This window comes from Klebsiella sp. R445, from assembly GCF_051131755.1.
In the GTDB taxonomy this organism is placed as follows: domain Bacteria; phylum Pseudomonadota; class Gammaproteobacteria; order Enterobacterales; family Enterobacteriaceae; genus Klebsiella; species Klebsiella lignicola.
Genome location: NZ_CP180446.1, coordinates 1,846,179 through 1,867,753 on the forward strand (window position 1 = coordinate 1,846,179; position 21,575 = coordinate 1,867,753).

Consider the following 21,575-nt stretch of genomic DNA (forward strand, 5'->3'; position numbering starts at 1 on the left):
GAGAACAATGACAACAGCACAACTCGATACCCCTATCGTCTCCCGCCGCTTCTGGTCCGGCATGACCCTGTTCATCTGCGCGCTGCTGGTCGCCCCCATCGTCGCCAGTCAGCTCGGCGGAAATTACTGGGTGCGGGTCATCGACTTCGCCCTGCTGTACATCATGCTGGCGCTGGGGCTGAACATCGTGGTCGGCTACACCGGCCTGCTGGATATGGGCTTTATCGCCTTTTACGCCGTCGGCGCCTATCTGGCAGCGCTGCTGGCGTCGCCGCATCTGCTGGAAGTGTTCCCAGTCTTAAATCAGTGGTTCCCGGACGGCCTGCACACCTCGTGGCTGGTGATTATTCCGCTCGCCGCGCTGGTGGCGGCGGGCTGCGGTATCGTGCTCGGCGCGCCAACGCTGAAGCTGCGCGGCGACTACCTGGCGATCGTCACCCTCGGGTTCGGCGAAATTATCCGCATCCTGATGCGCAACCTCGATCGCCCGGTCAACATAACCAACGGCGCCAAAGGTATTTCCGGTGTCGATACGCTGAATCTGTTTGGCCTGAAGTTTAGCGGCGTCTATCACTGGTTCGGTGTTAAAGTCCCGGCGCTGTGGCTGTGGTACTACCTGCTGATGCTGGTCATCGTAGCGATTATTTTTGTCTGTCTGCGCCTGCAGCACTCGCGTATCGGCCGCGCCTGGCACGCCATTCGGGAAGACGAAGACGTCGCCCGCGCGATGGGCATTAATCTGCGCAACTACAAGCTGCTGGCCTTCGCCATCGGTGCCTCTTTCGGTGGCGTCGCCGGGGCGTTGTTCGGCGCATTTCAGGGCTTTGTTTCGCCGGAATCCTTCACCCTGCAAGAATCAATTGCGGTGCTGGCGATGGTGGTGCTGGGCGGGATGGGCCACATTCCTGGGGTGATCCTCGGCGCAGTGCTGCTCACTGCGCTACCGGAGCTGCTGCGTAGCCAGGCCGCCCCGCTACAGCAGGCGCTGTTTGGCGAGGTGCTGATCGACCCGGAAATTCTGCGCCAGCTATTTTATGGCCTGGCGCTGGTGCTGGTGATGTTGTTACGCCCGCAGGGCATCTGGCCCGCGCGCCATCAAGGAGCCAAAGCATGAGCTTGTTAAGCGTGCGCCATATGTCCAAGCGCTTCGGCGGCCTGACGGCGGTCGATAACGTGTCGCTGACGATCGATGACGGCGAAATCTACGGCCTGATTGGCCCTAACGGCGCGGGCAAAACCACCTGCTTTAACCTGATTACCGGGCTGTACCCGGCGGACAGCGGCGAGTTTGCCATCGCCGGAGAGCCCTATTCGCCGAAAAATATCGAGAAGGTCACCGCAGCCGGTATCGCCCGTACCTTTCAGAATGTGCGACTGTTCAACGAGATGTCGGTGCTGGAAAACGTGATGGTGGGCCGCCACGTGCGTACCCGCAATGGTCTATGGGCCGCCCTCTCTCGCCATAAACGCGCCCGTGCCGAAGAGGCGCAGACCCGCGAGCTGGCGTGGCACTGGCTGGAGTATACCGGCATCGCACAGTTCGCCCACTACCGCGCCTGCGACCTTGCCTATGGCCACCAGCGGCGGCTGGAAATTGCCCGTGCGCTGGCTACCGAACCGCGTCTGCTGGCGCTGGATGAACCCGCCGCCGGCATGAACGCCGCCGAGAAGATGGCGCTTGGCGAACTGCTGCTACGGATTCGCAACGACGGCAAAACGCTGCTGATGATTGAGCATGACGTCAAGCTGGTAATGGGGATCTGCGATCGCCTGATGGTGCTGGATTACGGCAAAACCTTAACCAGTGGCACGCCGGATACCGTCCGCCGCGATCCGGCAGTTATCGCCGCCTGGCTGGGAGGCAATGCTCATGTCTGATTTATTAACCGTTAACCAACTTGCCGTCCATTACGGCGGTATTCAGGCGGTACGCGATGTCTCCTTTAGCGTTAAAGAAGGTGAGCAAACCACGCTTATCGGCGCCAACGGCGCGGGCAAAAGCTCAACCGTTCGCGCCATTACCGGGCTGGAACCCTTTAGCGGCGACATCCTGTTTAACGGCAAGCCGATACGCCAGCGCCGGGCCGACGCCCTGCTGCGCGAAGGGCTGGTGATGGTGCCGGAAGGTCGCGGCATCTTCGCCCGCATGACGGTGCTGGAAAACCTGCAAATGGGCGCCTGGCTACGTCGCGATAGCGCGGCGGTCCGCCAGGAAATGAGTGATATTTTCGCCGCTTTTCCGCGCCTTGCCGAACGTCAGCATCAGCTGGCCGGGCTGCTTTCCGGCGGTGAACAACAGCTGCTGGCGCTCAACCGCGCCCTGCTCAGCCAGCCGCGTCTGCTGATCCTCGATGAACCGTCGATGGGTCTGGCGCCGTTGATGGTAGAGAACATTTTCCGGGTGATTGCCACCCTGCGCCAGCGTGGCGTAGCCCTGCTGCTGATTGAGCAGAACGCCCGTCTGGCGCTGGAGGCAACCGACAGCGCCTGGGTCATGGACAGCGGCAGCATCGTCGAGCGCGGTCCGTCGCAGACGCTGCTGGCCGACGACCGGATCGCACAGATTTATTTGGGCGAAATGCCCGCTTAACACACCAACCAGCCTCAGGGAAAAACAATGAAAACAGCAACAATCAGTGCGCTCAGCGCCGCTATTCTGCTCAGTGGTTTTGCCTCATCCGCCGCGTGGGCGCAGGCACAAGAAACCGTGATTATCGGCCTGGCAGGCCCGCTGACCGGCCCTTCCGCGCGTATTGGCAAGGACCTGGAAAACGGCGCGCAGCTCGCCATTGACGATATCAACAAGCAGCACCCGACCATCGGCGGCAAGGCGGTGACCTTCAAGCTGCAATCGGAAGACGATCAGTCCGACCCGCGTACCGCCGTTGCCGTCGCCCAGCGCCTGGTCGACAGCGGCGTCGCCGGCGTGGTCGGCCACTGGAACACCGGCACCAGCATTCCCGCCGCGCGCGTCTATCATGATGCCGGGATTGCCCAGGTGGCGCCGGTTGCGACCGGGCACGCCTATACCAAACAGGGCTTTGACACCAGCTTCCGCGTGATGGGCCACGACGATGACGGCGGTCAGTTTGCCGGACAGTACGCGGTACAAACCCTGAAGGCCAAACGCATTGCGGTTATCGACGACCGTACCGCCTTCGGTCAGGGGCTGGCGGATGAGTTTATTAAGTCGCTGGAAGCGCAGGGGATCAACATCGTTGACCGTCAGTATGTCGATGATAAAACCATCGACTTCAGCGCCGTCCTGACTGCGATCCGCAGCAAAAACGCCGACCTGATTTTCTTCGGCGGCGTCGATAGCCAGGCCGCTCCGCTGGCGCGCCGCATCAAACAGCTGGGCATGAACGCCACCCTGATGGGCGCAGGGGGTTTCGTCAGCCAGACCTTCCTCCAGTTGGCGCAGAAAGAAGGCGACGGCGTGGTCGCGCTGGAGCCGGGACTGCCGGTCGATCAGATGCCAGGCGGCAAAGCCTTTGAGCAGGCTTACCAGTCGCGCTATCACACCCATATCGAACTGCACGCGCCGTTCGCCTACGACGCCACCCGCGTGCTGGTCGCAGCCATGGAAAAAGCCGACTCCGTCGACCCGGCCGACTACCTGCCCGCGCTGCGCGCCATTAGCTATTCCGGCGTCACCGGACAAATCGCCTTTGATAAAGAGGGCAACCTGAAAGCGCCAAGTTTTACCGTTTACAAAGTCGTCGACGGTAAATGGCAGCCGCAAACCGTACTCGGTGGCGCAAAAACGCAGTAACGCAGTGAGGCAATGTGATGAGTGATAATAATGAGCTGGGCATTCTCGCCCGCCGCAAAATTGAAGCAGAAATAATCAAGCCGATTTACGACATTCTGGTGCGCGAGATAGGTAAAGCGCGCGCCCAGGCGGTCATCGGTGAAGCCATTGAAAACGCCGCCATTGAGGCGGGAAAAACCTTTGCCAGCCAGGAGCCTGACGGCGCGGATATCCAGAGCTTTGTCGCCCTGCAATATCTATGGGAGAAAGACAACGCCCTGGAAGTCAAAGTGCTGGACGCCGACGACCAGCAGTATAACTACAACGTCAACCGCTGCCGTTACGCCGAAATGTATCACGAGATGGGGCTGGGAGAGATTGGTCACCTGCTCTCCTGCGCCCGCGATGACAAATTTATCGTCGGCTACGCGCCGGAGGTGGAGCTGACCCGCACCACCACCATTATGCAGGGCGGAAAATGCTGCGACTTCCGCTATCGCGTGAAAAAGGACAAACCATGATAACCGTCAACGGCGAGCGTCTGTGGTCAACGCTTAACGAGATGGCGAGGATCGGCGCCACCCCGGCCGGCGGCGTGACCCGGCTGACCCTCAGCGACGAAGATCGCCGGGCGCGCGACCTGCTGCGTGATTGGGCCCGGGAGGCCGGTTTTCCCTGCGAAGTCGATAGCATGGGCAATATGTTTATGCGCCGCGCCGGTAAAAATCCGCAGTTGGCCCCGGTGTTGACCGGTTCGCACGTCGATTCCCAACCGCTCGGCGGCCGCTATGATGGCATTTACGGCGTGCTGGCCGGGCTGGAGGCGCTGCGCACGCTCAACGAGCACGGCGTTGAAACCGAACGCGATATCCTGCTGGTCAACTGGACCAACGAGGAAGGGGCGCGCTTTGCACCGGCGATGCTCGCCTCCGGGGTCTGGGCCGGGCAGTTCAGCGAAGCTTACGCGCTGGCCCGCGAAGACCGCGACGGCATCAGCGTCGGTGCGGCGCTGGAGGCTATCGGCTATCGCGGTGAACGCCCGACCGCCGCCTTCCCGCTGCACGCCTGCTATGAAGTGCATATCGAACAGGGACCGATCCTGGAACAGGAAGGCATTGATATCGGCCTCGTCCACGCGGCGATGGGTCAACGCTGGTTCAACGTCTCGCTGAAAGGCTTTTCCGCCCACGCCGGAACCACGCCGATGGGCAGCCGCCGCGATGCCCTGACCGCCTTCGCCGAACTGGCGCTGGCGGTTGAGCAAATCGGCATCGCCCACAACCCCGACGGGCGGGCGACTATCGGCATGGCGCAGGTGATACCGGGATCGCGCAACGTGGTGCCGGGGCGCGTGGAATGCAGCGTCGAGTTTCGCCATCCGCAAACCCCGGCGCTGGAAGCCATGGAGCGCGAGCTGCATCGTGCCGCTGAAGCGCTGGCAGCGCGAGGCGTGGCGGCAAACGTTGAGCGGATTTTCGATTATGCCCCCATTGCCTTTGATGCCGGGTGCCTCGCCCGGAGCGAACAGGCGGTCGCGGCGCTCGGCTACAGCGCCAGACCGATGGTCTCCGGCGCCGGTCACGATACCTGCTATATCAGCAAGGTCGCGCCCGCCAGCATGATTTTTATCCCCTGTGAGAAGGGAGTGAGCCATAACGAAGCGGAGAACATTCAGCCCGCCTGGGCAGAAAAAGGGGCCAACGTGCTGCTGCACAGCCTGGTGTTCGCCGCGTCATAAAAGTCACCATCCAGTCTCTTTATCGTCATGGCGCCACGCGGTGCCATGACGCCACTCCGTTACACCACGACGCTCGGCCCTGAGCTCAGGGAGCGGCCACCTCAAGCATAACCAAATCAAAACAATAAGTTATATTGTTTAACCCGATGGTCTAAAACACATTTATTTCTGTATTTTCTGCTAAGATCAGGCAATAGATAACATATAGTAGAGTCACTGAGCGCCCATAGCGCCACCGCTCGCCGTGGTGATTTCGTGTAACCGCGCTCAATTTGTTCTTTTTTACTGCTGACGCTTCGGGTATGTGTGAAAACAAAAAAGAAATCCACAACGTCGTCCAATATCCTGCGCTATATCTGGGGCTCCGCGCTGGCGACCATTTTTTTAACCACCATAACGTCCTTCTGGCTACTTTCCGGCTCATGGTCGATGTGGAAAAGCGCCCATAACAACGTCATTCAGTTTGATGTTTTTTACCGCGTGCTGCAGGTCTCCAACGACCTCGCCGCCGAGCGTGCCTTTGTCAACGAGCTGGTGCTTAGCCCGGCGGCAGAAAAAGAACAACGCTGGCAGGCGCTTATCGAACACCGAAAAATCACCGACCGCGACCTGCAGACGATCCCAAAAGACCTGCTGTCACCGGCCCTGATGGCCGATATGGTGCAGCAGCTGGAACATTCCCGTCGCCTTGCCAGCACTTTCCGTACCCAGGTACTGAGCGATCCGGATACCGCCAACCACACCATTCTCGACATGGTGGTGGCCACCGATTTCTACCATAGAGCGTTGTTTGAGCGGACCTCTGAATTTCTGCTGCTGGAACCCAGCGCCCTCGGCCCAATCCTGCGCGCCCAGGCGCTAGGGGAATTGCGTGACGCTACCGGCCGACTCGGTTCACAGGTGCTGATCCCACTCGCCACGGACACCCCAATCCCTCAGACCAACCGGGAAGCGCTGATCCGTGGTATCGAGAGAATCAATACCGCCTGGTGGATCCTGCAAACCCAGGGCGATGAATCCACCTATCTGCCGCATTTCCAGAGTAAGCTGGATAGCACGCGCCGCGCCTTCGAAAACGAGGGTATTGCCTTAATTAATCAGCTAAAAACTGAGAGTGATAATGGTATGCCCTACAGCGTGGATGCCGAAGGTTTTGCCACCCGCTACCACGCCAGCCTCAGCGCCTTCGATAACTTGCTCGATACCTATATGACCGGCGTGAAGGATCACTACACCGCCACCGAGCACCAGGCATTGCGGAGTTTCCTGCTGCGACTGGTGGTGCTTGGGCTGATCTATGCCCTGACCATCGCGATGATTTTCTACATTCGCTCCCGGGTATTACGACCGATTCTGCGCTTAAACGATATCGCCGCGGCGCTGATTGCTGGTAAACAGCTGCATGTACAGATCGATGACGACACCGCCGAAGAGGTGCAGGAACTGTTTTCCTCGCTGGGCACTTTAGGGGAGAAACTGCATGAAGATGCCCTGCTCAGCCGGAAGTATCAGCGCGAGTCGGAAGAAGACCCGCTGACCCACCTGTATAATCGCCGGGCCTTTACCACCCAGGCCAATGCCCGCATCAGCCAGTCCAGCAAGGCGCTTCCGGCGTGGTTAATCATGCTGGACGTCGACCGCTTTAAGTCGATTAACGACAACTGGGGACACCCGATGGGTGATGAAGTGCTGGTGGCTCTCGCCAATACCTTGCAGAAGTGCAGCCGCCCGGAGGACGTGGTGGGCCGCCTGGGGGGAGAAGAGTTTGCGGTGCTGCTGCTAGCCAAAACCGCGGATGAGGTTGCCCGCTACGCCAGCACCATTCAGCAGGAGATCCGCAAGCTGACGTTCCATACCACCGGGAATCACACCTTTAAAGTCACCGCCAGTTTCGGGGTCTCCCGGGGCTGGCAGTGCCCGCTGACCGAGCTGCTGTCGCAGGCCGACAACGAGTTGTATAAAGCCAAAAACAGCGGCCGCGACCGGATTTGTGGCCTCCCCTGAGTACCGCCTGAACCACAGAACCCGGCATCACGCCAGGTTCTGTGGCCCGCTCGATCAATGCTTCTTGCGGTTACGGCGCATATCGATCGTCACCGCGGCGACGATAATAATCCCTTTGATAATATCCTGAACGTAAGCATCCACGCCGACAAAGGTGAAGCCGCTTTTGATTAAGCCGAGGATCATCGCGCCAATCAGGGTGCCGGTAATCCGCCCGACTCCGCCCATCAGGCTACTGCCGCCGATCACCGCTGCGGCAATGGCGTCCAGTTCATAGGACATCCCCATGCTCGACTGGCCGCTGCTGACGCGCGCCGCCAGCACCACCCCGGCAAGACCAGACAGCGCCCCGGCGATGGTATAGACGATCACCAGATACTTATTCACGTTGATGCCGGATACTTTTGCCGAGGTCATGTTGCCGCCGATGGCGTACACATATTTACCGTAGCGGGTGTGCTTCAGCGCGATGTGAAACAGGGCGGCAATCACGAAGAAGATAATCACCGGCATCGCGCCCTGACCAATCGAGGTAAAGCTGTCGGACAGGAAGCTAATCGGGTTTCCCTGGGTGTAGTACTGCGCCAGACCACGTGCAGAAACCATCATCCCGAGGGTGGCAATAAACGGCGGAATACCGGTGCGGGTGACCAGAAAACCGTTGGTTAGCCCGCACAGCAGCCCGACGCCAATCCCGGCGCAAATCGGGATCACCGCCGGCAGATTCACCAGCGCGGGAAACATCGGCGACAGGCTATCCGAAGTCTGCGCCAGGCTGGCCGCCACCACGGCCGCAAGGGCAATCACCGACCCGGAAGAAAGGTCTATCCCGGTGGTAATGATGACCTGAGTCACCCCGACGGCGATAATCCCGATAATCGCCACCTGCAGAACAATCAGAATCAGTCGGTTAGTGTTCATCAGGAAAGACTGGTCCCGGACAAACCAGCCGGCGATTTCAAAGGTCAGGGCAATCGCCACCATGACGATAAATATTCCGGTATCTTTCGGCAGTTTATGGCGCAAATTCCCCAGAAAAGAGGGACGCTCAGTTGCCGGTGCTGCGGTCAATTTCATATTGCTCATTCTCTACGCCTCAATGGGATGCCAACGACAAAATGGTTTCCTGATCGGCCTCGTCTTTATTGAGGATGCCGGTGATCCGCCCTTCGTGCATGACCATCACGCGGTCACTCATGCCAAGAATTTCCGGGAGTTCTGAAGAGACCATAATGACGGCGACACCGCGGTTCGCCAGCTCGCTAATCAAATGATAAATTTCAGCTTTTGCCCCCACGTCAATGCCGCGGGTCGGTTCATCGAGTATTAATATTTTCGGCTGTGCTAACAGCCAGCGGGCAATTAAGACCTTCTGTTGGTTGCCGCCGCTGAGGTTATTAATGATCTGATCCATGGTCGGGGTTTTAATATTCAGGCGACGGACCTGTTCCATGCAGTCTTCCGCCATCTTCATATGTTTGACGAACCCGCTCTTGCCAACATATTCCGGCATATTGACGATGCTCATGTTCTCCATCACCGAGAGCACCAGGAACAGCCCGGATTTTTTGCGGTCTTCGGTCAGCAGCGCCATCCCTTTTTCGATCGCCACGGAAGGCGAGCTAATCGTGACCGGCAGGCCATCAATCAGCACGTCGCCGCTGTCAAAGTGGGTCATACCAAACAGGCTTTCCATCACCTCGCTGCGCCCGGCACCGACCAGCCCCGCCACGCCGAGGATCTCCCCCCGCCGGACGCTGAAGTTAATGTCATCGAAATACCCTTTGCGCGACAGATGCCGAACCGTCAGGACATCCTCGCCAATGGTGTTGTTGAATTTCGGGAACAGCTGGGTTAATTCGCGGCCCACCATCTGGGTAATCAACGACTGGCGGGTAAATTCCGCCGTCTGTTTGCTGCTGACCCAGGCGCCGTCGCGAAAGACGCTAATTTCATCGGTGATGGTGAAAATCTCGTCCATCTTATGGCTGATGTAGATAATGGCTTTGCCCTGCTCGCGTAAATCACGAATGATCGTGAACAGGTGGGCCACTTCCCCTTCGGTAAGCGCCGATGTCGGTTCATCCATAATCACGATATCGGCATTCCACGACACCGCTTTGGCAATCTCCACCATCTGCTGGGCGGCAATGCTCAGGTCGCCCACCAGCGCGTCGGCGGAGAGGCGGATATTCAGTTTATTGAGCAGCGCCTGGGTCTGGCGGGTCAGCTGGCGGTGGTCGACAAAGCCGTATTTCATCGGCTCCCGGCCCAGCCAGATATTTTCCGCCACCGTCATATGCGGCACCAGATTCAGCTCCTGGTGGATCATCGAGATCCCCGAGCGCAGCGCATCCATCGTATCCTGAAACTGCACCGGCTCGCCTTTCACCCGAATCGCGCCTTTATCGGGACGGTAGATCCCAATCAGGCACTTCATCAACGTGGATTTTCCAGCACCATTCTCCCCCATCAGCGCGTGCACCGTTCCCGGGCGCACGCGTAATGAGACATTGTCGAGCGCCTTCACGCCGGGAAAGAACTTGCTGATACCTTCGGCTTCAAGTGCAAAAGCGTTCATACTTCACCCTCCGTACCGCCGTTCCCGGCCTGATTATTTTTGGTTACGGCTGACGAAGTCAGACATATTCTCTTTGGTAATCAGCTGGTAAGGCACATCGATGATTTTTTCGACTTTCTCGCCGTTGGCCAGTTTCACCGCCGCATCCACCGCGCCTTCGCCCTGCCCTTTCGCGTCCTGGAAAATGGTGGCGATCATCTTGCCGTTTTTGAGCATCTGTAACGCGTCTGGGGTGCCGTCGACGCCAGCAATCAGGATGTGGTTCGGGTTACTGCCCAGCGCCTGCAGGGCACCGATCGCCATCTCATCATTGTTGGAAGCGATGGCCTGAATATCTTCCCCGCTGGTCATCCAGTTACTCACCACGTCTACGGCATCGTTGCGCATAAATTTGGCGGTCTGTTTCTGGACGATTTTAATATCCGGGTATTTCGCGACCACCTCTTCCACCCCTTTGGTGCGGTCGCGGGTAGATTCGTTAGCCAGATCTCCCAGCAGAATCGCCACGTTGCCTTTACCGTTCATCGCTTTCGCCAGCGCTTCCATTTGCAGACGACCGGCCAGCACTGAATCGGAGCCGACGTAGGCCATTTTGTCGGTCAGCGGCACCTGTGGACGACGGTTAACGAACACCAGCGGAATACCGGCTTTAGTGGCCTGGTCGATTATCGGTTTCACCGCGTTGGTATCGACCGGGTTGACGATGATCGCGTCAACGCCCTGGCCAATGAAGTTCTGCACCTGCTGAAGCTGCTGCGCGACATCGCCCTTGGCATCTTCAACCTGCGATTTCACGCCCTCTTTTTGCATCTCTTTCTGCATCGCGGTACGCAGAATAGTCAGGAAGTTATCATCGAAAAGCGCCATCGAGACGCCTACGGAAAGATCTTTGGCCATCACGGCGGCGGGCAACATACAGATTAACAAAGAGGCAACAATCGTTTTCTTGATGTTCATAGTTGATCCTTGGGGTTCGGTGATATGCCGGTGCATTGAGATAAAATGAAAAATTCATTTCGTCATGTTGCTTTCTGATGCCGATCGACGCCAGGAACAGAGGGACAAACTCTGAGAGCCCTGTTTTTGTTCATGTTTACGATTACTGCTAAATTCAGTTGATTTTTAATGAATTATTAAAACAGCAGTTCATTAACCATGCGATTTGTCGACAGCCTCAATTCAGTTGTTTTGTTTCATTAACACCAAATATGAAACTTTTATAATTAAATAACTGAAATGAAAATTTTAAAACCGTCTGATAACAGAACTTTGACAGGTATCTAACATTGCTGCATAAACGAGCAAAAAATGAGAGGCAGGTTACAGATTGCGCATAAGTCAGCGCCCGGAAGGTGGCATTTAAGCAAACAAGATTTCTCATATGAACTACATGGTGAATTGAAACGTCAGGCACTATTTTCATCCCACCGTGAGGGTGAGATTCCAAAGCCGGCGCAGAGGCAGTCCCGCTGGGACCAGGGAGTGGCCTACGGCGGTTAACTTTGCGCAGGATGGTAGGATTATGCGTGGGGGATATTCAGAAACGCCCCTCGCCATGCGTGCGCAAGGGGCGCGATCTTTCAGAGCAGTTTATTTCTGCGGACGCATCGCCGGGAACAGGATCACGTCGCGGATGGTGTGGCTGTTGGTGAACAGCATCACCATCCGGTCGATACCAATCCCCAGACCAGCGGTCGGCGGCAGACCATACTCCAGCGCCGTCACGTAGTCTTCGTCGTAGAACATCGCTTCGTCGTCACCAGCCGCTTTCGCGTTGACCTGCTCCTGGAAACGCTGCGCCTGGTCTTCTGCATCGTTCAGCTCGCTAAAGCCGTTACCGATCTCACGTCCGCCGATGAAGAACTCAAAGCGGTCGGTGATTTCCGGATTAACGTCATTGCGACGCGCCAGCGGAGAAACTTCCGCCGGATATTCGGTAATAAAGGTCGGTTGAATCAGGTGCGCTTCCGCCACTTCGTCAAAGATTTCGGTGACGATACGGCCCAGGCCCCAGCTCTTCTCAACGTTAATACCGATGGATTCGGCGATGGCTTTCGCCGCGTCGAAGTTATCCAGATCCGCCATTTCGGTTTCCGGGCGGTATTTCTTGATAGCTTCACGCATGGTCAGTTTTTCAAACGGCTTGCCGAAATCGAAGGTCTGATCGCCATAAGGCACCTGCGTTTTACCCAACACGGTTTGTGCCAGAGTACGGAACAGCGATTCGGTCAGCTCAATCAGATCTTTATAGTCCGCATACGCCATATAGAGTTCCATCATGGTGAACTCTGGATTGTGGCGAACGGAGATCCCTTCGTTACGGAAGTTACGGTTGATTTCGAACACCCGCTCAAAGCCACCAACCACCAGGCGTTTCAGGTACAGTTCCGGCGCGATACGCAGGTACATGTCCATATCCAGGGCGTTGTGATGAGTGATGAACGGACGGGCAGAAGCACCGCCGGGGATCACCTGCATCATCGGGGTTTCGACTTCCATAAAGCCGCGGGCGACCATGAACTGGCGCATCGTCGCAAGAATTTGCGAACGGACTTTAAAGGTATGACGCGATTCGTCGTTGGCGATCAGATCCAGGTAGCGCTGACGGTAGCGAACTTCCTGATCCTGGAGGCCGTGGAATTTGTCCGGCAGCGGGCGCAGGGCTTTGGTCAGCAGACGCAGTTCGGTGCAGTGAATCGAGAGTTCGCCGGTCTGGGTTTTAAACAGCTTACCGCGGGCGGCGATGATGTCGCCAAGGTCCCACTTTTTAAACTGGTCGTTGTAGATACCTTCCGACAGATCGTCGCGCGCCACGTACAGCTGGATGCGGCCACCGACGTCCTGCAAGGTAACAAAGGAGGCTTTCCCCATGATACGGCGCGTCATCATACGACCGGCTACCGAGACTTCAATATCCAACGAGGTGAGCGCGTCGTTATCCTTGCCATCGAATTCAGCGTGCAGTTGGTCAGACGTATGGTCACGACGAAAATCGTTCGGGAACGGGATACCCTGCTCACGCAGCGCAGCCAGCTTTTCACGGCGGGTTTTCAGTTCATTATTAAGGTCAATTGCCTCATCGGCACTTTGTGCTTGTTGTTCAGACATGTTGGTTCCTCATAACCCTGCTTTCAATCTTTCTTCGATAAATTGAACCAGACCACTATCCGGCGCAGCCTGGTGCGTGCGGGTCTCTGCACCAGTACGCCGCCGATCTCTGACGTCACCGCCAAAGAGCGAACGATAGAATATTTACGATCCTGGCTTTACTTAAGGCTGATATCACTCAGCAATTACAGAATTAAAGCTTTTTCATTCACTGGCTCGCCATATATCCAGAATATCCTCCCCCTAACAGATGAATGATGCAAGACGCAGATCGGCCTGCGCCTCGCAGCGACATGACCGGGCTACAGGCTTGCGCCATCGGTAACCCGGCGTTTACCCACGCTGCACACCGCGCCGAAGGCCAGAATGACAATCACCGCCACACACCCCAGCGTCCACTCCCCGATTTGCGAGAAGAAATGCTGCCAGGCGGTAATCGCCGTCTCGCTGAGCTGGGATTCGGTGGTCTGTTGCGCCACGATCCCCGCCAGCCAGTTGGCCACCGCTCCGGTCGCCAGCATATAAATCCCGGTCAGCACGCCGGTCACCCCCGGCATATTCAGGCGGGTGATCTGCGCCATCGCCACCGGGTCGATAAACAGCTCGGCAAAGCCCATCAGCGCCAGCCCGGTGACCATCAGCCCCATTGAAGCCTGACCATCGGCGGCACCGTGGCGGGCGTTGAGGGCCAGCACCATAAATCCACAGCCCATCAGCACCAGACCAAAAGCAAACTTCAGCCAGACGCGAAACGCCGAGCGGGTGCTACCTTCCGGGCGCATCAGCCAAGCCAGCACCACCCCTGCGGCCATCACCGCCACCGCATTCACCGACTGGAACAGCGCCGTCGGCACTTCAATATTCAACAGATGACGATCGACAAAACGATCGATAAACAGGCTGATCGAACTCCCCCCCTGCTGCGCCAGAACCCAGAACAGGGTGCCGGTCAGCATCAGCAGAACGATTTGCCACAGCGCGCGGCGGTGTTCCGGGGAGGAGATCATAATCCGCGCCACCATCTGGGCGGCAAACACGCAGACGATCGCCAGCAGATAGCCAGACCAGTTGTTTTCCAGCAGCAACGTGAAGAAAACCGGCGCGACGCACAGCATCACCACCAGCCAGCCCCAGGTCGGCAGCACAAATTTCACCGCGCACAGCGCCTGTTTATCGACGCCGCGGGTGTGGCTGAAATGCCGATGGCCGCTCAGGAAAATCAGCAGCCCGATAAACATGCCGATCCCCGCCAGCGCAAAGCCGATGTGCCAGCCGTACCATTGCGCCGTCAGGCCGCAGGCAATCGGCGCCGCGATGGAGCCGACATTCCCCGCCGCGTACAACAGTGAAAAACCACCGTCGCGTCGACGATCGTCGGTGGCGTACATCTCGCCAAGCAGGCAACTGATGTTGGATTTGAACAGACCATAGCCGCAGATAATGATCGCCAGCGCGAGGTACAGGCTCCAGGTGGCATCGGATTCGACGCCCAGCACCACATGGCCGAGCGTCATCAAGAGCGCACCGGCAATGACTGCCGTGCGATTGCCGAGCAGGCGGTCGGCAAGCCAGCCGCCGAGAATGGGGGTCACGTAAACCAGAGAAGCGTAAGCACTGAACAGACTGATGGCGTGGCTGTCATCAAAGCCAAGTTGATGGGTGAGATAGAGGATGAGTAAGGCACGCATGCCGTAAAAGCTGAAGTATTCCCAGATTTGGATCGCTACGATGTAATAGATCGCGCGCGGTTGTGAGGGTGTTTTCATGAGGTCTCCTGCAGCGTGAAAAAAGGGAAGTGGCAAGCCACTTCCCCTGGAGCTTCAATTACTTATTGTTTTCTTCTTGCAGCACTTTAACGGTGTAACGACCATCCGCCTGACGATAGGCACCGTGGATGTCGGTTTCGAAACCCGGGTAGTGGGCGCCGATTTCGCACAGCATCTGCAGGAATTCCAGTACCGGACGGCTCTCTTCGGTGATCATTTCACCTGGCATCACCAGCGGAACTCCCGGAGGATACGGCAGGATCATGTTGGCATTGACACGGCCAACCATCTCTTCGAGATACACTTCTTCAGTTTTACCGTGCAGCTCTTTCTGGAACGCAGCGTACGGTGTTACCACCATGGCCGGCAGCACTTCGAATGCGCGGAACATCAGGTCCGGCAGGTTGTGGTGCGCGATCAGTTTGTGAATGTTCTGCGCCAGTTCCTGAACACGCATGTTTTCATAGAACTCTGGATCTTCACGATACAGTGACGGCAGCATGTTTTTCACACGCAGGTTCAGGTCGAACGCACGTTTGAAGTCGGTCAGAGCACGCAGCAGGCTCAGTGCTTTGGTTTTGTCGATACCGATGCTGAACAGGAACAGCAGGTTGTACGGACCGGTTTTCTCAACCACGATGCCGTGTTCGTCGAGGTATTTCGCCACAATGCTGGCCGGAATACCGAACTCGCCCATGGTGCCGTCTTTCATCATCCCCGGAGTCAGCAAAGTGACTTTGATCGGGTCGAGGTACATGTGTTCGTTATCGATGTTTTTGAAACCATGCCATGCGCTATCGGAGCGCAGCGGCCAGCATTCCGGGCCATCGATATGTTCCGGCTGCCAGACATCGAAGAACCAGCCTTCAGACTCGCCTTTCAGACGTTTGATCTCTTTACGGAACTTGATAGAACGTTCGATAGAGCCATCAATCAGACGTTTACCGGCGTTGCCTTTCATCATTGCGGCTGCGGTTTCTGTTGACGCCACCACACCGTAATGCGGAGAAGTGGTGGTGTGCATCATATAGGCTTCGTTGAAGGTCTCTTCGTTGACATCACCTTTTACGTGAATCATCGAAGCTTGAGAGAATGCCGCCAGCAGTTTGTGCGTGGACTGGGTTTCGTAAATCACTTTCCCTTCAACACGGCCACCGCTCATCCCGCATTTCCCGGCATAGATTGGCGAGAAGTTGGTGTAAGGCACCCAGGCGGAGTCAAAGTGGATGGATTTCACATCCAGCGTTTTCTTGATGAAGTCAGTGTTGTACAGCAGACCATCATAGGTGGAGTTAGTGATAACGGCGTGTACCGGCCAGGTAGCGTTCGGCGTCTCTTTCACGCGTTTGGCGATAGTCGCGTGCTGGAATTCGCTCTGCGGAATACCGCCGAGGATGCCGTAAGCGTTACGGGTCGGACGGAAGTAAATCGGCGTAATATCGCTCATCATCATCAGATGAGTCAGCGATTTGTGGCAGTTACGGTCAATCAGCACGGTGCTGCCGGCCGGTGCGGAGTACATACCGACGATTTTGTTCGCGGTTGAGGTACCGTTGGTCACCATGTAGCTGCGTTCTGCGTTGAAGACACGCGCAATATACTCTTCCGCTTCTTTGTGCGGGCCGCTGTGATCCAGCAGTGAACCCAGTTCAGAGACTGAAATCGAGATATCGGACTTCATGGTGTTAGAACCAAAGAAGTCATAGAAGATGCTGCCTACCGGGCTTTTCTGGAAGGCGGTACCGCCCATATGGCCAGGGGTACAGAAGGTATATTTGCCTTCACGTACATATTTGAACAGCGCTTTGGTCAGCGGCGGCAGAATAGTGTCGATGTACTCATCGGTATTCTGTTTGATTTTATCAGCGATATCATCGGCGGCGCCCAGTGCATATTCGAAGAAGCGCACCTGCATACGCAGATCGTTAAGGCTGACGTCCAGGGTAGAGTAGGTATTGGCGAAAGCATACAGCGGCATATATTCATTCAGTTTGCTGATTTCTTCGCACAGTTCGAGATTGTACTTATCCCAGTCGAAGATCACGCCGCACAGGCGGGCGTTATTTTCGATCAGCTTCAGTAAATCTTCGCGGTCGTTCGGATAGACAATACGGAAGTCCAGGCGTTCAAGGGCGCGATGCAGTTCACGGATAGGCTCTTCTTTAAAGTAGACGCCCATGTGATTCATGATTGCGATAACGTTCATAGTCGAATCTCCAGATATGGAGAGCCCCTCCCGTCACGAGATGACAGGTGCAGGAAGGAGCTCCAGGAAAAGGGGTTACTGATTAATGTGCGCTGGCGGCAGAGCTGTCAGTGTTGTCATTTTCGTGCTGACGCTGGTGCATTTTGCGACCGTAGAACATCAGGATGATCAGGCTGACGATAAAGGTACCGGCCAGTTCGAAGGAGCTTGCACCCATCAGGGCGATGAAGCAGAACGCACAGCCCAGTACGGAACAGATCAGGCTGACAAGGTTGCGAATGTTGATGCCTTCGAAGCGAATCAGGTCAACGCAGGAGTAGAAGTAAGGCAGCATGGTCAGCAGTACGGCGATACCGGTCAGCTCACCGAACAGGTCAGAGGCTTTACCACCGCTGGAGTTCATCAGGGTGATCAGCACCATCAGCGCAGTCATTTTCACCGCGGCCAGCAGCAGGCCTTTTTTCGGGATACCGTTGTTATCAACTTCGCCATACACTTTCGGGAAGTTACCGTCGTTAGCGGCACGTACACCGGCCTGGCCCACCAGCATCATCCAGGAACCAAGAGAAGTCAGACAAGCAAAGGCGGTGAAAGCGGAAACCACCGGAGCAGCCCAGCCACCGAGAATAGTCGAAGCACTGATAGCGAACGGCGCACCGGAAGCTGCCATTTGAGCTGCAGGGTACATACCGGCGATAACCTGAGTTGCTGCGATATAAACCACACCAGCCATCGCGGTGCCGAGCATGGTTGCCAGCGGAACGGTACGTTTCGGGTTTTTCACCATACCGGTACTAACGGCCGCGGATTCAACACCCACGAAGGCCCACAGGCAGAGCAGAATACTTTTGATAACCGCGTGGCTGTCTGGGGTGCTGGATGTGTTCCAGTTCGCCTGATAGGTAACCGCATCAAACCAGTGCCAGCCGATAACCGCAGTCATCACCACCGGAATTAATACCAGCACCAGACCGATAGTGGTCAGACGGCTGACCCAGGTACCGCCGAGCATATTCACGAAGGTAAATATCCAGACGATCGCAATACACGCGATACCGGCTGGAATCGGGTTATTCAGAATCGGGAAGAAGGTCGAAAGATAAGAGACGGCGGTAATACCGATTGCCAGGTTACCAATCCAGTTAGCATGATAATAAAGGACACCGGTCTGGAAACCGAACGCGGGAGATATTTCCCCGGCATATGCAATTGGGCCACCCTGCTGTGGGTTTTTGGTTGCCAGTCGGGCATATACATAAGCCAGCGACATTGCTCCAATAATAGAAATAACCCAACCCCAGATAGCAATACCACCGATGCTGGCAAGGTTCGCAGGTAATAGTGCAATACCGCTCCCCATCATATTACCAGCGACCACGCCGGTACAGGCAAATAGCCCTATCTTCTTGGCAGAACTCATGTTTGCTTTTCTCCTAAGTTTATTTTGGAGGTACAGATCATGATATAGAACCTTTAATTGACCCGACCAACTGCCAACCAGATTAAGGATTCATAGGTAAAAAGTCCTAAAGATAAAGTGAAATAACTACAAACATCAGACAAATGATATTTTGACATTTTTATGGCAACATATCAGGATGACATGCTGATATCATAAAAATATAAACATTGATTAAAAACAATGAGTTAGATGGAAATCTCGATGTTGAAATTGTGTTATTGGCGGGGGTTTTATTGCTCAATGGATATAACAACTCAAGCTCTCATAAGAAACATAAATTTAACCTCATCATACTCATAATATTGAACATGATGAGGCTTTACTTAGAATTTATCCCATTAGACTATTTTATTTGCCATTTTGGTCCTGGGCAGTGTTCACAATCCTCACATATTTCGTGTACGCTTCGGTTGTTCCGCGCTGTCCGTGTTCAAACTGGCTGCAACAATATACGCCTTCTGGGATATGTTCCTATTCTGCAGAGAGGAAGTTATCGAGATACGGCACGACGCGGGTCACTGAGGTCTGGAATACCGCATTTTCAATCCAGTACAGTGTGTTTTCACCAGGACGTAAATTAAACGCGGTCAGATAGGCATCAGCTGCTTCCCGGTTCTCTCCTTTCATTTCGTAGACTTTGCCTAACAGCACGTAATTCACCCACGACATTTCCAGATCGATCCCGGTATTAATGGCTTCATACGCCTCGTCGACTTTACCCTGACCTAAGAGATCCACCGTTTTAATTTGATAAAATACCGCCATGTTTTTTATCCCTGGCATCTCGCCGACCCGCGAGATTTCAGCATACAGCGCGTTGAGCTGTTCTTTATTCAACGGTTGCTGTGAATGGCGTAAAACATCAACCAGCGTTTTTTCGGCATAGGCATAACAAAACTCCGGTGAGTCTTTGGTCACACCATCAAGCAGCGCGCTGGCCTTACCTAATGAATCGACATCGCCGTTCATTAATAGCTGATGTGACTCGTAGAACTGAGTCAGCGCCGTACTGTGCGATGGCTGATATTGCTTCAGCATCGCCTGCATGCGATCCGACCAGGGCTGCTTAAGCGCTTCCGACAGGCTGCTCAACAGATCGTTTTGAATCGCCAGCTGGTTATCGCTGGTGATGAAATAACGCTTGTCCATCATCATCGAGCCGTCGGCGTTATCGACCATCTGCACGGACATAAAACACTGCTGCGCGCGATAGTGGCGCTGGTTCACGAACTCAATGGTCAACGATTTACCCGAACTGCTGGGTTCGTTGATGTTGTAGTCGGTTTTGTCATGCACCATAAACGTCGAGAAGGTGTTGAGCGAGGTCGCCACCAGGCTGCCTAACCCCACCGCATAGGCGTGCTGCGACGCCCAGTTAGTACAGGAGCCACCTTTCAGCAGATGAATATCGATATCACGCGGGTTCAGCAGCAGGCGGGCTTTGTTCACCGGCGGTCGCGACTCCATCGTCGACAGCGCGACCAATGCCACGCAGGTCCCGAGAGCCAGCAGGAACAGGATCCAGACGCCAAAGGTGGTGATGCGTCGGCGTTTTTCTGACTTAACCGGCATCGGCTGACTGTGCAGCCCCTCGTCAGAGAGTACTGGCGTAGCAGGCTCGCCCGCCACCGTCGCCGTGGCGGCGGCTGTGGCCGTCGGTGGAGCAGGCATCGCCGGAGAGATAACCGGCGCGGGGGCTTCCCCTTCTTCCGTACACCAGATCACCGGTACCGTGAGCTTATAGCCGCGCTTGGGTACCGTCGCAATATATTCGGGGCTACTGTCATCCCCATCTTTCAGCGACTTACGGAGCTCAGAAATGCTTTGTGTCACGACGTGGCTGGTAACTACGTTACGTGTCCAGACATTATCAATGAGCTCGTCCCTGCTGAGAACTTCATCAGGATGGCGAGCAAAAAAGACCAAAAGATCGATTAAACGCGGTTCAAGAGTAAGCTGACGCCCCTTCCGGCTAATTTGGTTATCGGAGGGGGTAACCAGCCATTCTCCCACGCGAACAACAGGTTGTTGCATAAAAAAGCGCCCAAAACGAAGAGGGAAAGCCGCGATGATAGCACATTTCCCCTACCTAATAATGATAGGGGTCATTACCTTGAACGCGTTATATCAATCTACAATTATTTAACTTATCCAGTTTTTATACCCAGACATCGCAATCAATAACCGATTAACTCCTGTTTCCATTATCAAGAAACCATTCAGAATTACCGATCGATACCGCCGTGGAAGTGCCGTTATGGCACCAGAAGGCGCGGTTATCGATATTGTTCCACCACGCGCTCCAGCGCGCCAATGTCCGGGCTGGATAACAGCGGTTGAAGCTGCAGTAACGTCTCTTCGGGTAATTCATAGAGCCGGAGCTTCAACAGTCGCGCGATATCCGCTTCAGGAAAACGCCGCTTAATCTCGCAGGCCGGGTTGCCCCCCACCACCGTGTAAGGCGGGACATCTTTGGTCACCACCGCTCCCGCGGCCACCACCGCCCCTTCGCCAATCGTGATGCCCGGCATAATCATCGCCCGCATGCCAATCCAGCAGCCATCTTTCAGCACGGTATCGCCGCGAGGCTGATAGGCCTCTTTGACGGTAGCCGTAAACGGATAGAAGCTGATCCAGTCGAGCCGGTGGGTACTGTTGCCGCCCATCAGAATAACCGCTTCCGCGGCGATGCAGACAAAATTGCCGATAATGAGCTTATCGATGTGGCCTAGCGGCCCCCACTCCTCGCTGGCACTACCGTCATGCAGATGACGCACGACGCAACGCTCAAAGCCCCGATCCCAGAAATCGCTGTAGTAACTATGGGTGCCGTGAATAATTATATTCGGGTTCTTGACCGTCTTGTGCAGGCGTTCGGTTATCGCCCAGTGTTTGTCCGCCATCGTGGCATTCCTTCTTGCTTTTTATATGATGACTGCGTGCAGGTGAATCATCA

The 21,575-nt window shown here is 55.7% G+C and carries 16 protein-coding genes; 7 read left to right on the plus strand and 9 right to left on the minus strand.

Going from position 1 to position 21,575, the window contains the following annotated elements; all coding sequences use genetic code 11:
- The first annotated feature begins 7 nt into the window (after positions 1–7).
- The 7 genes from ACMYSN_RS08595 (at position 8) to ACMYSN_RS08625 (ending at position 7,496) form a co-directional block, all read left to right on the plus strand.
- A complete protein-coding gene (locus ACMYSN_RS08595; protein ID WP_462497702.1) occupies positions 8–1,114 on the plus strand; it encodes a branched-chain amino acid ABC transporter permease in 1,107 nt (368 codons plus the stop codon).
- Complete coding sequence (locus ACMYSN_RS08600) at positions 1,111–1,878, plus strand: ABC transporter ATP-binding protein (protein ID WP_154143518.1); 768 nt, start codon at positions 1,111–1,113, stop codon at positions 1,876–1,878. The genes ACMYSN_RS08595 and ACMYSN_RS08600 overlap by 4 nt, the downstream gene beginning before the upstream one ends.
- Positions 1,871–2,590 (plus strand): ABC transporter ATP-binding protein, encoded by a 720-nt coding sequence (locus ACMYSN_RS08605; protein ID WP_123755801.1) that lies wholly within the window; start codon positions 1,871–1,873, stop codon positions 2,588–2,590. Before ACMYSN_RS08600 ends, ACMYSN_RS08605 begins: the two co-directional genes overlap by 8 nt.
- Before the next feature lie 27 nt (positions 2,591–2,617).
- Positions 2,618–3,775, plus strand: coding sequence for a branched-chain amino acid ABC transporter substrate-binding protein (locus tag ACMYSN_RS08610; protein WP_331851585.1), 1,158 nt, complete (start codon positions 2,618–2,620; stop codon positions 3,773–3,775).
- 17 nt (positions 3,776–3,792) lie between these two features.
- Complete coding sequence (locus ACMYSN_RS08615; protein ID WP_462497703.1) at positions 3,793–4,275, plus strand: L-2-amino-thiazoline-4-carboxylic acid hydrolase; 483 nt, start codon at positions 3,793–3,795, stop codon at positions 4,273–4,275.
- Complete coding sequence (locus ACMYSN_RS08620) at positions 4,272–5,492, plus strand: Zn-dependent hydrolase (protein WP_462497704.1); 1,221 nt, start codon at positions 4,272–4,274, stop codon at positions 5,490–5,492. The genes ACMYSN_RS08615 and ACMYSN_RS08620 overlap by 4 nt, the downstream gene beginning before the upstream one ends.
- Before the next feature lie 306 nt (positions 5,493–5,798).
- On the plus strand, positions 5,799–7,496 hold the full coding sequence (locus ACMYSN_RS08625; RefSeq protein ID WP_462497705.1) for a GGDEF domain-containing protein: 1,698 nt from the start codon (positions 5,799–5,801) through the stop codon (positions 7,494–7,496).
- Between the two features lie 54 nt (positions 7,497–7,550).
- On the opposite strand, the gene ACMYSN_RS08630 is transcribed toward ACMYSN_RS08625, so the two are convergent.
- From ACMYSN_RS08630 to ACMYSN_RS08670, 9 genes are all read right to left on the minus strand, one after another.
- Positions 7,551–8,573 (minus strand): ABC transporter permease, encoded by a 1,023-nt coding sequence (locus ACMYSN_RS08630; RefSeq protein ID WP_187043053.1) that lies wholly within the window; start codon positions 8,571–8,573, stop codon positions 7,551–7,553.
- Positions 8,574–8,592: 19 nt separating this feature from the next.
- Positions 8,593–10,077: a sugar ABC transporter ATP-binding protein gene (locus ACMYSN_RS08635; protein ID WP_462497706.1), complete on the minus strand. Its 1,485-nt coding sequence runs from the start codon at positions 10,075–10,077 to the stop codon at positions 8,593–8,595.
- Positions 10,078–10,110: 33 nt separating this feature from the next.
- On the minus strand, positions 10,111–11,034 hold the full coding sequence (locus ACMYSN_RS08640) for a sugar ABC transporter substrate-binding protein (protein ID WP_123755794.1): 924 nt from the start codon (positions 11,032–11,034) through the stop codon (positions 10,111–10,113).
- Between the two features lie 633 nt (positions 11,035–11,667).
- A complete protein-coding gene (lysS, locus tag ACMYSN_RS08645) occupies positions 11,668–13,185 on the minus strand; it encodes a class-II aminoacyl-tRNA synthetase family protein (protein ID WP_462497707.1) in 1,518 nt (505 codons plus the stop codon).
- A gap of 302 nt (positions 13,186–13,487) precedes the next feature.
- Complete coding sequence (gene dtpD / locus ACMYSN_RS08650) at positions 13,488–14,951, minus strand: dipeptide permease DtpD (RefSeq protein WP_123755791.1); 1,464 nt, start codon at positions 14,949–14,951, stop codon at positions 13,488–13,490.
- 58 nt (positions 14,952–15,009) lie between these two features.
- Positions 15,010–17,157: a lysine decarboxylase CadA gene (gene cadA, locus ACMYSN_RS08655; protein ID WP_174508290.1), complete on the minus strand. Its 2,148-nt coding sequence runs from the start codon at positions 17,155–17,157 to the stop codon at positions 15,010–15,012.
- Between the two features lie 82 nt (positions 17,158–17,239).
- Positions 17,240–18,577, minus strand: coding sequence for a cadaverine/lysine antiporter (gene cadB, locus ACMYSN_RS08660; RefSeq protein WP_462497708.1), 1,338 nt, complete (start codon positions 18,575–18,577; stop codon positions 17,240–17,242).
- A gap of 513 nt (positions 18,578–19,090) precedes the next feature.
- Positions 19,091–20,653, minus strand: a complete 1,563-nt coding sequence (cadC, locus tag ACMYSN_RS08665) for a transcriptional regulator (protein WP_462497709.1) — start codon at positions 20,651–20,653, stop codon at positions 19,091–19,093.
- 242 nt (positions 20,654–20,895) lie between these two features.
- The gene (locus tag ACMYSN_RS08670; RefSeq protein WP_462497710.1) at positions 20,896–21,522 is read right to left on the minus strand and encodes a CatB-related O-acetyltransferase; all 627 of its coding nucleotides are present in this window, start codon (positions 21,520–21,522) and stop codon (positions 20,896–20,898) included.
- Positions 21,523–21,575: the final 53 nt, after the last annotated feature.

Bases quoted from the DNA above. Each gene is read 5' to 3' on its own strand.
- ACMYSN_RS08595 (WP_462497702.1), top strand. From the start codon at position 8: ATGACAACAGCACAACTCGATACCCCTATCGTCTCCCGCCGCTTCTGG.
- ACMYSN_RS08600 (WP_154143518.1), top strand. From the start codon at position 1,111: ATGAGCTTGTTAAGCGTGCGCCATATGTCCAAGCGCTTCGGCGGCCTG.
- ACMYSN_RS08605 (WP_123755801.1), top strand. From the start codon at position 1,871: ATGTCTGATTTATTAACCGTTAACCAACTTGCCGTCCATTACGGCGGT.
- ACMYSN_RS08610 (WP_331851585.1), top strand. From the start codon at position 2,618: ATGAAAACAGCAACAATCAGTGCGCTCAGCGCCGCTATTCTGCTCAGT.
- ACMYSN_RS08615 (WP_462497703.1), top strand. From the start codon at position 3,793: ATGAGTGATAATAATGAGCTGGGCATTCTCGCCCGCCGCAAAATTGAA.
- ACMYSN_RS08620 (WP_462497704.1), top strand. From the start codon at position 4,272: ATGATAACCGTCAACGGCGAGCGTCTGTGGTCAACGCTTAACGAGATG.
- ACMYSN_RS08630 (WP_187043053.1), bottom strand. From the start codon at position 8,573: ATGAAATTGACCGCAGCACCGGCAACTGAGCGTCCCTCTTTTCTGGGG.
- ACMYSN_RS08635 (WP_462497706.1), bottom strand. From the start codon at position 10,077: ATGAACGCTTTTGCACTTGAAGCCGAAGGTATCAGCAAGTTCTTTCCC.
- ACMYSN_RS08640 (WP_123755794.1), bottom strand. From the start codon at position 11,034: ATGAACATCAAGAAAACGATTGTTGCCTCTTTGTTAATCTGTATGTTG.
- lysS (WP_462497707.1), bottom strand. From the start codon at position 13,185: ATGTCTGAACAACAAGCACAAAGTGCCGATGAGGCAATTGACCTTAAT.
- dtpD (WP_123755791.1), bottom strand. From the start codon at position 14,951: ATGAAAACACCCTCACAACCGCGCGCGATCTATTACATCGTAGCGATC.
- cadA (WP_174508290.1), bottom strand. From the start codon at position 17,157: ATGAACGTTATCGCAATCATGAATCACATGGGCGTCTACTTTAAAGAA.
- cadB (WP_462497708.1), bottom strand. From the start codon at position 18,577: ATGAGTTCTGCCAAGAAGATAGGGCTATTTGCCTGTACCGGCGTGGTC.
- cadC (WP_462497709.1), bottom strand. From the start codon at position 20,653: ATGCAACAACCTGTTGTTCGCGTGGGAGAATGGCTGGTTACCCCCTCC.
- ACMYSN_RS08670 (WP_462497710.1), bottom strand. From the start codon at position 21,522: ATGGCGGACAAACACTGGGCGATAACCGAACGCCTGCACAAGACGGTC.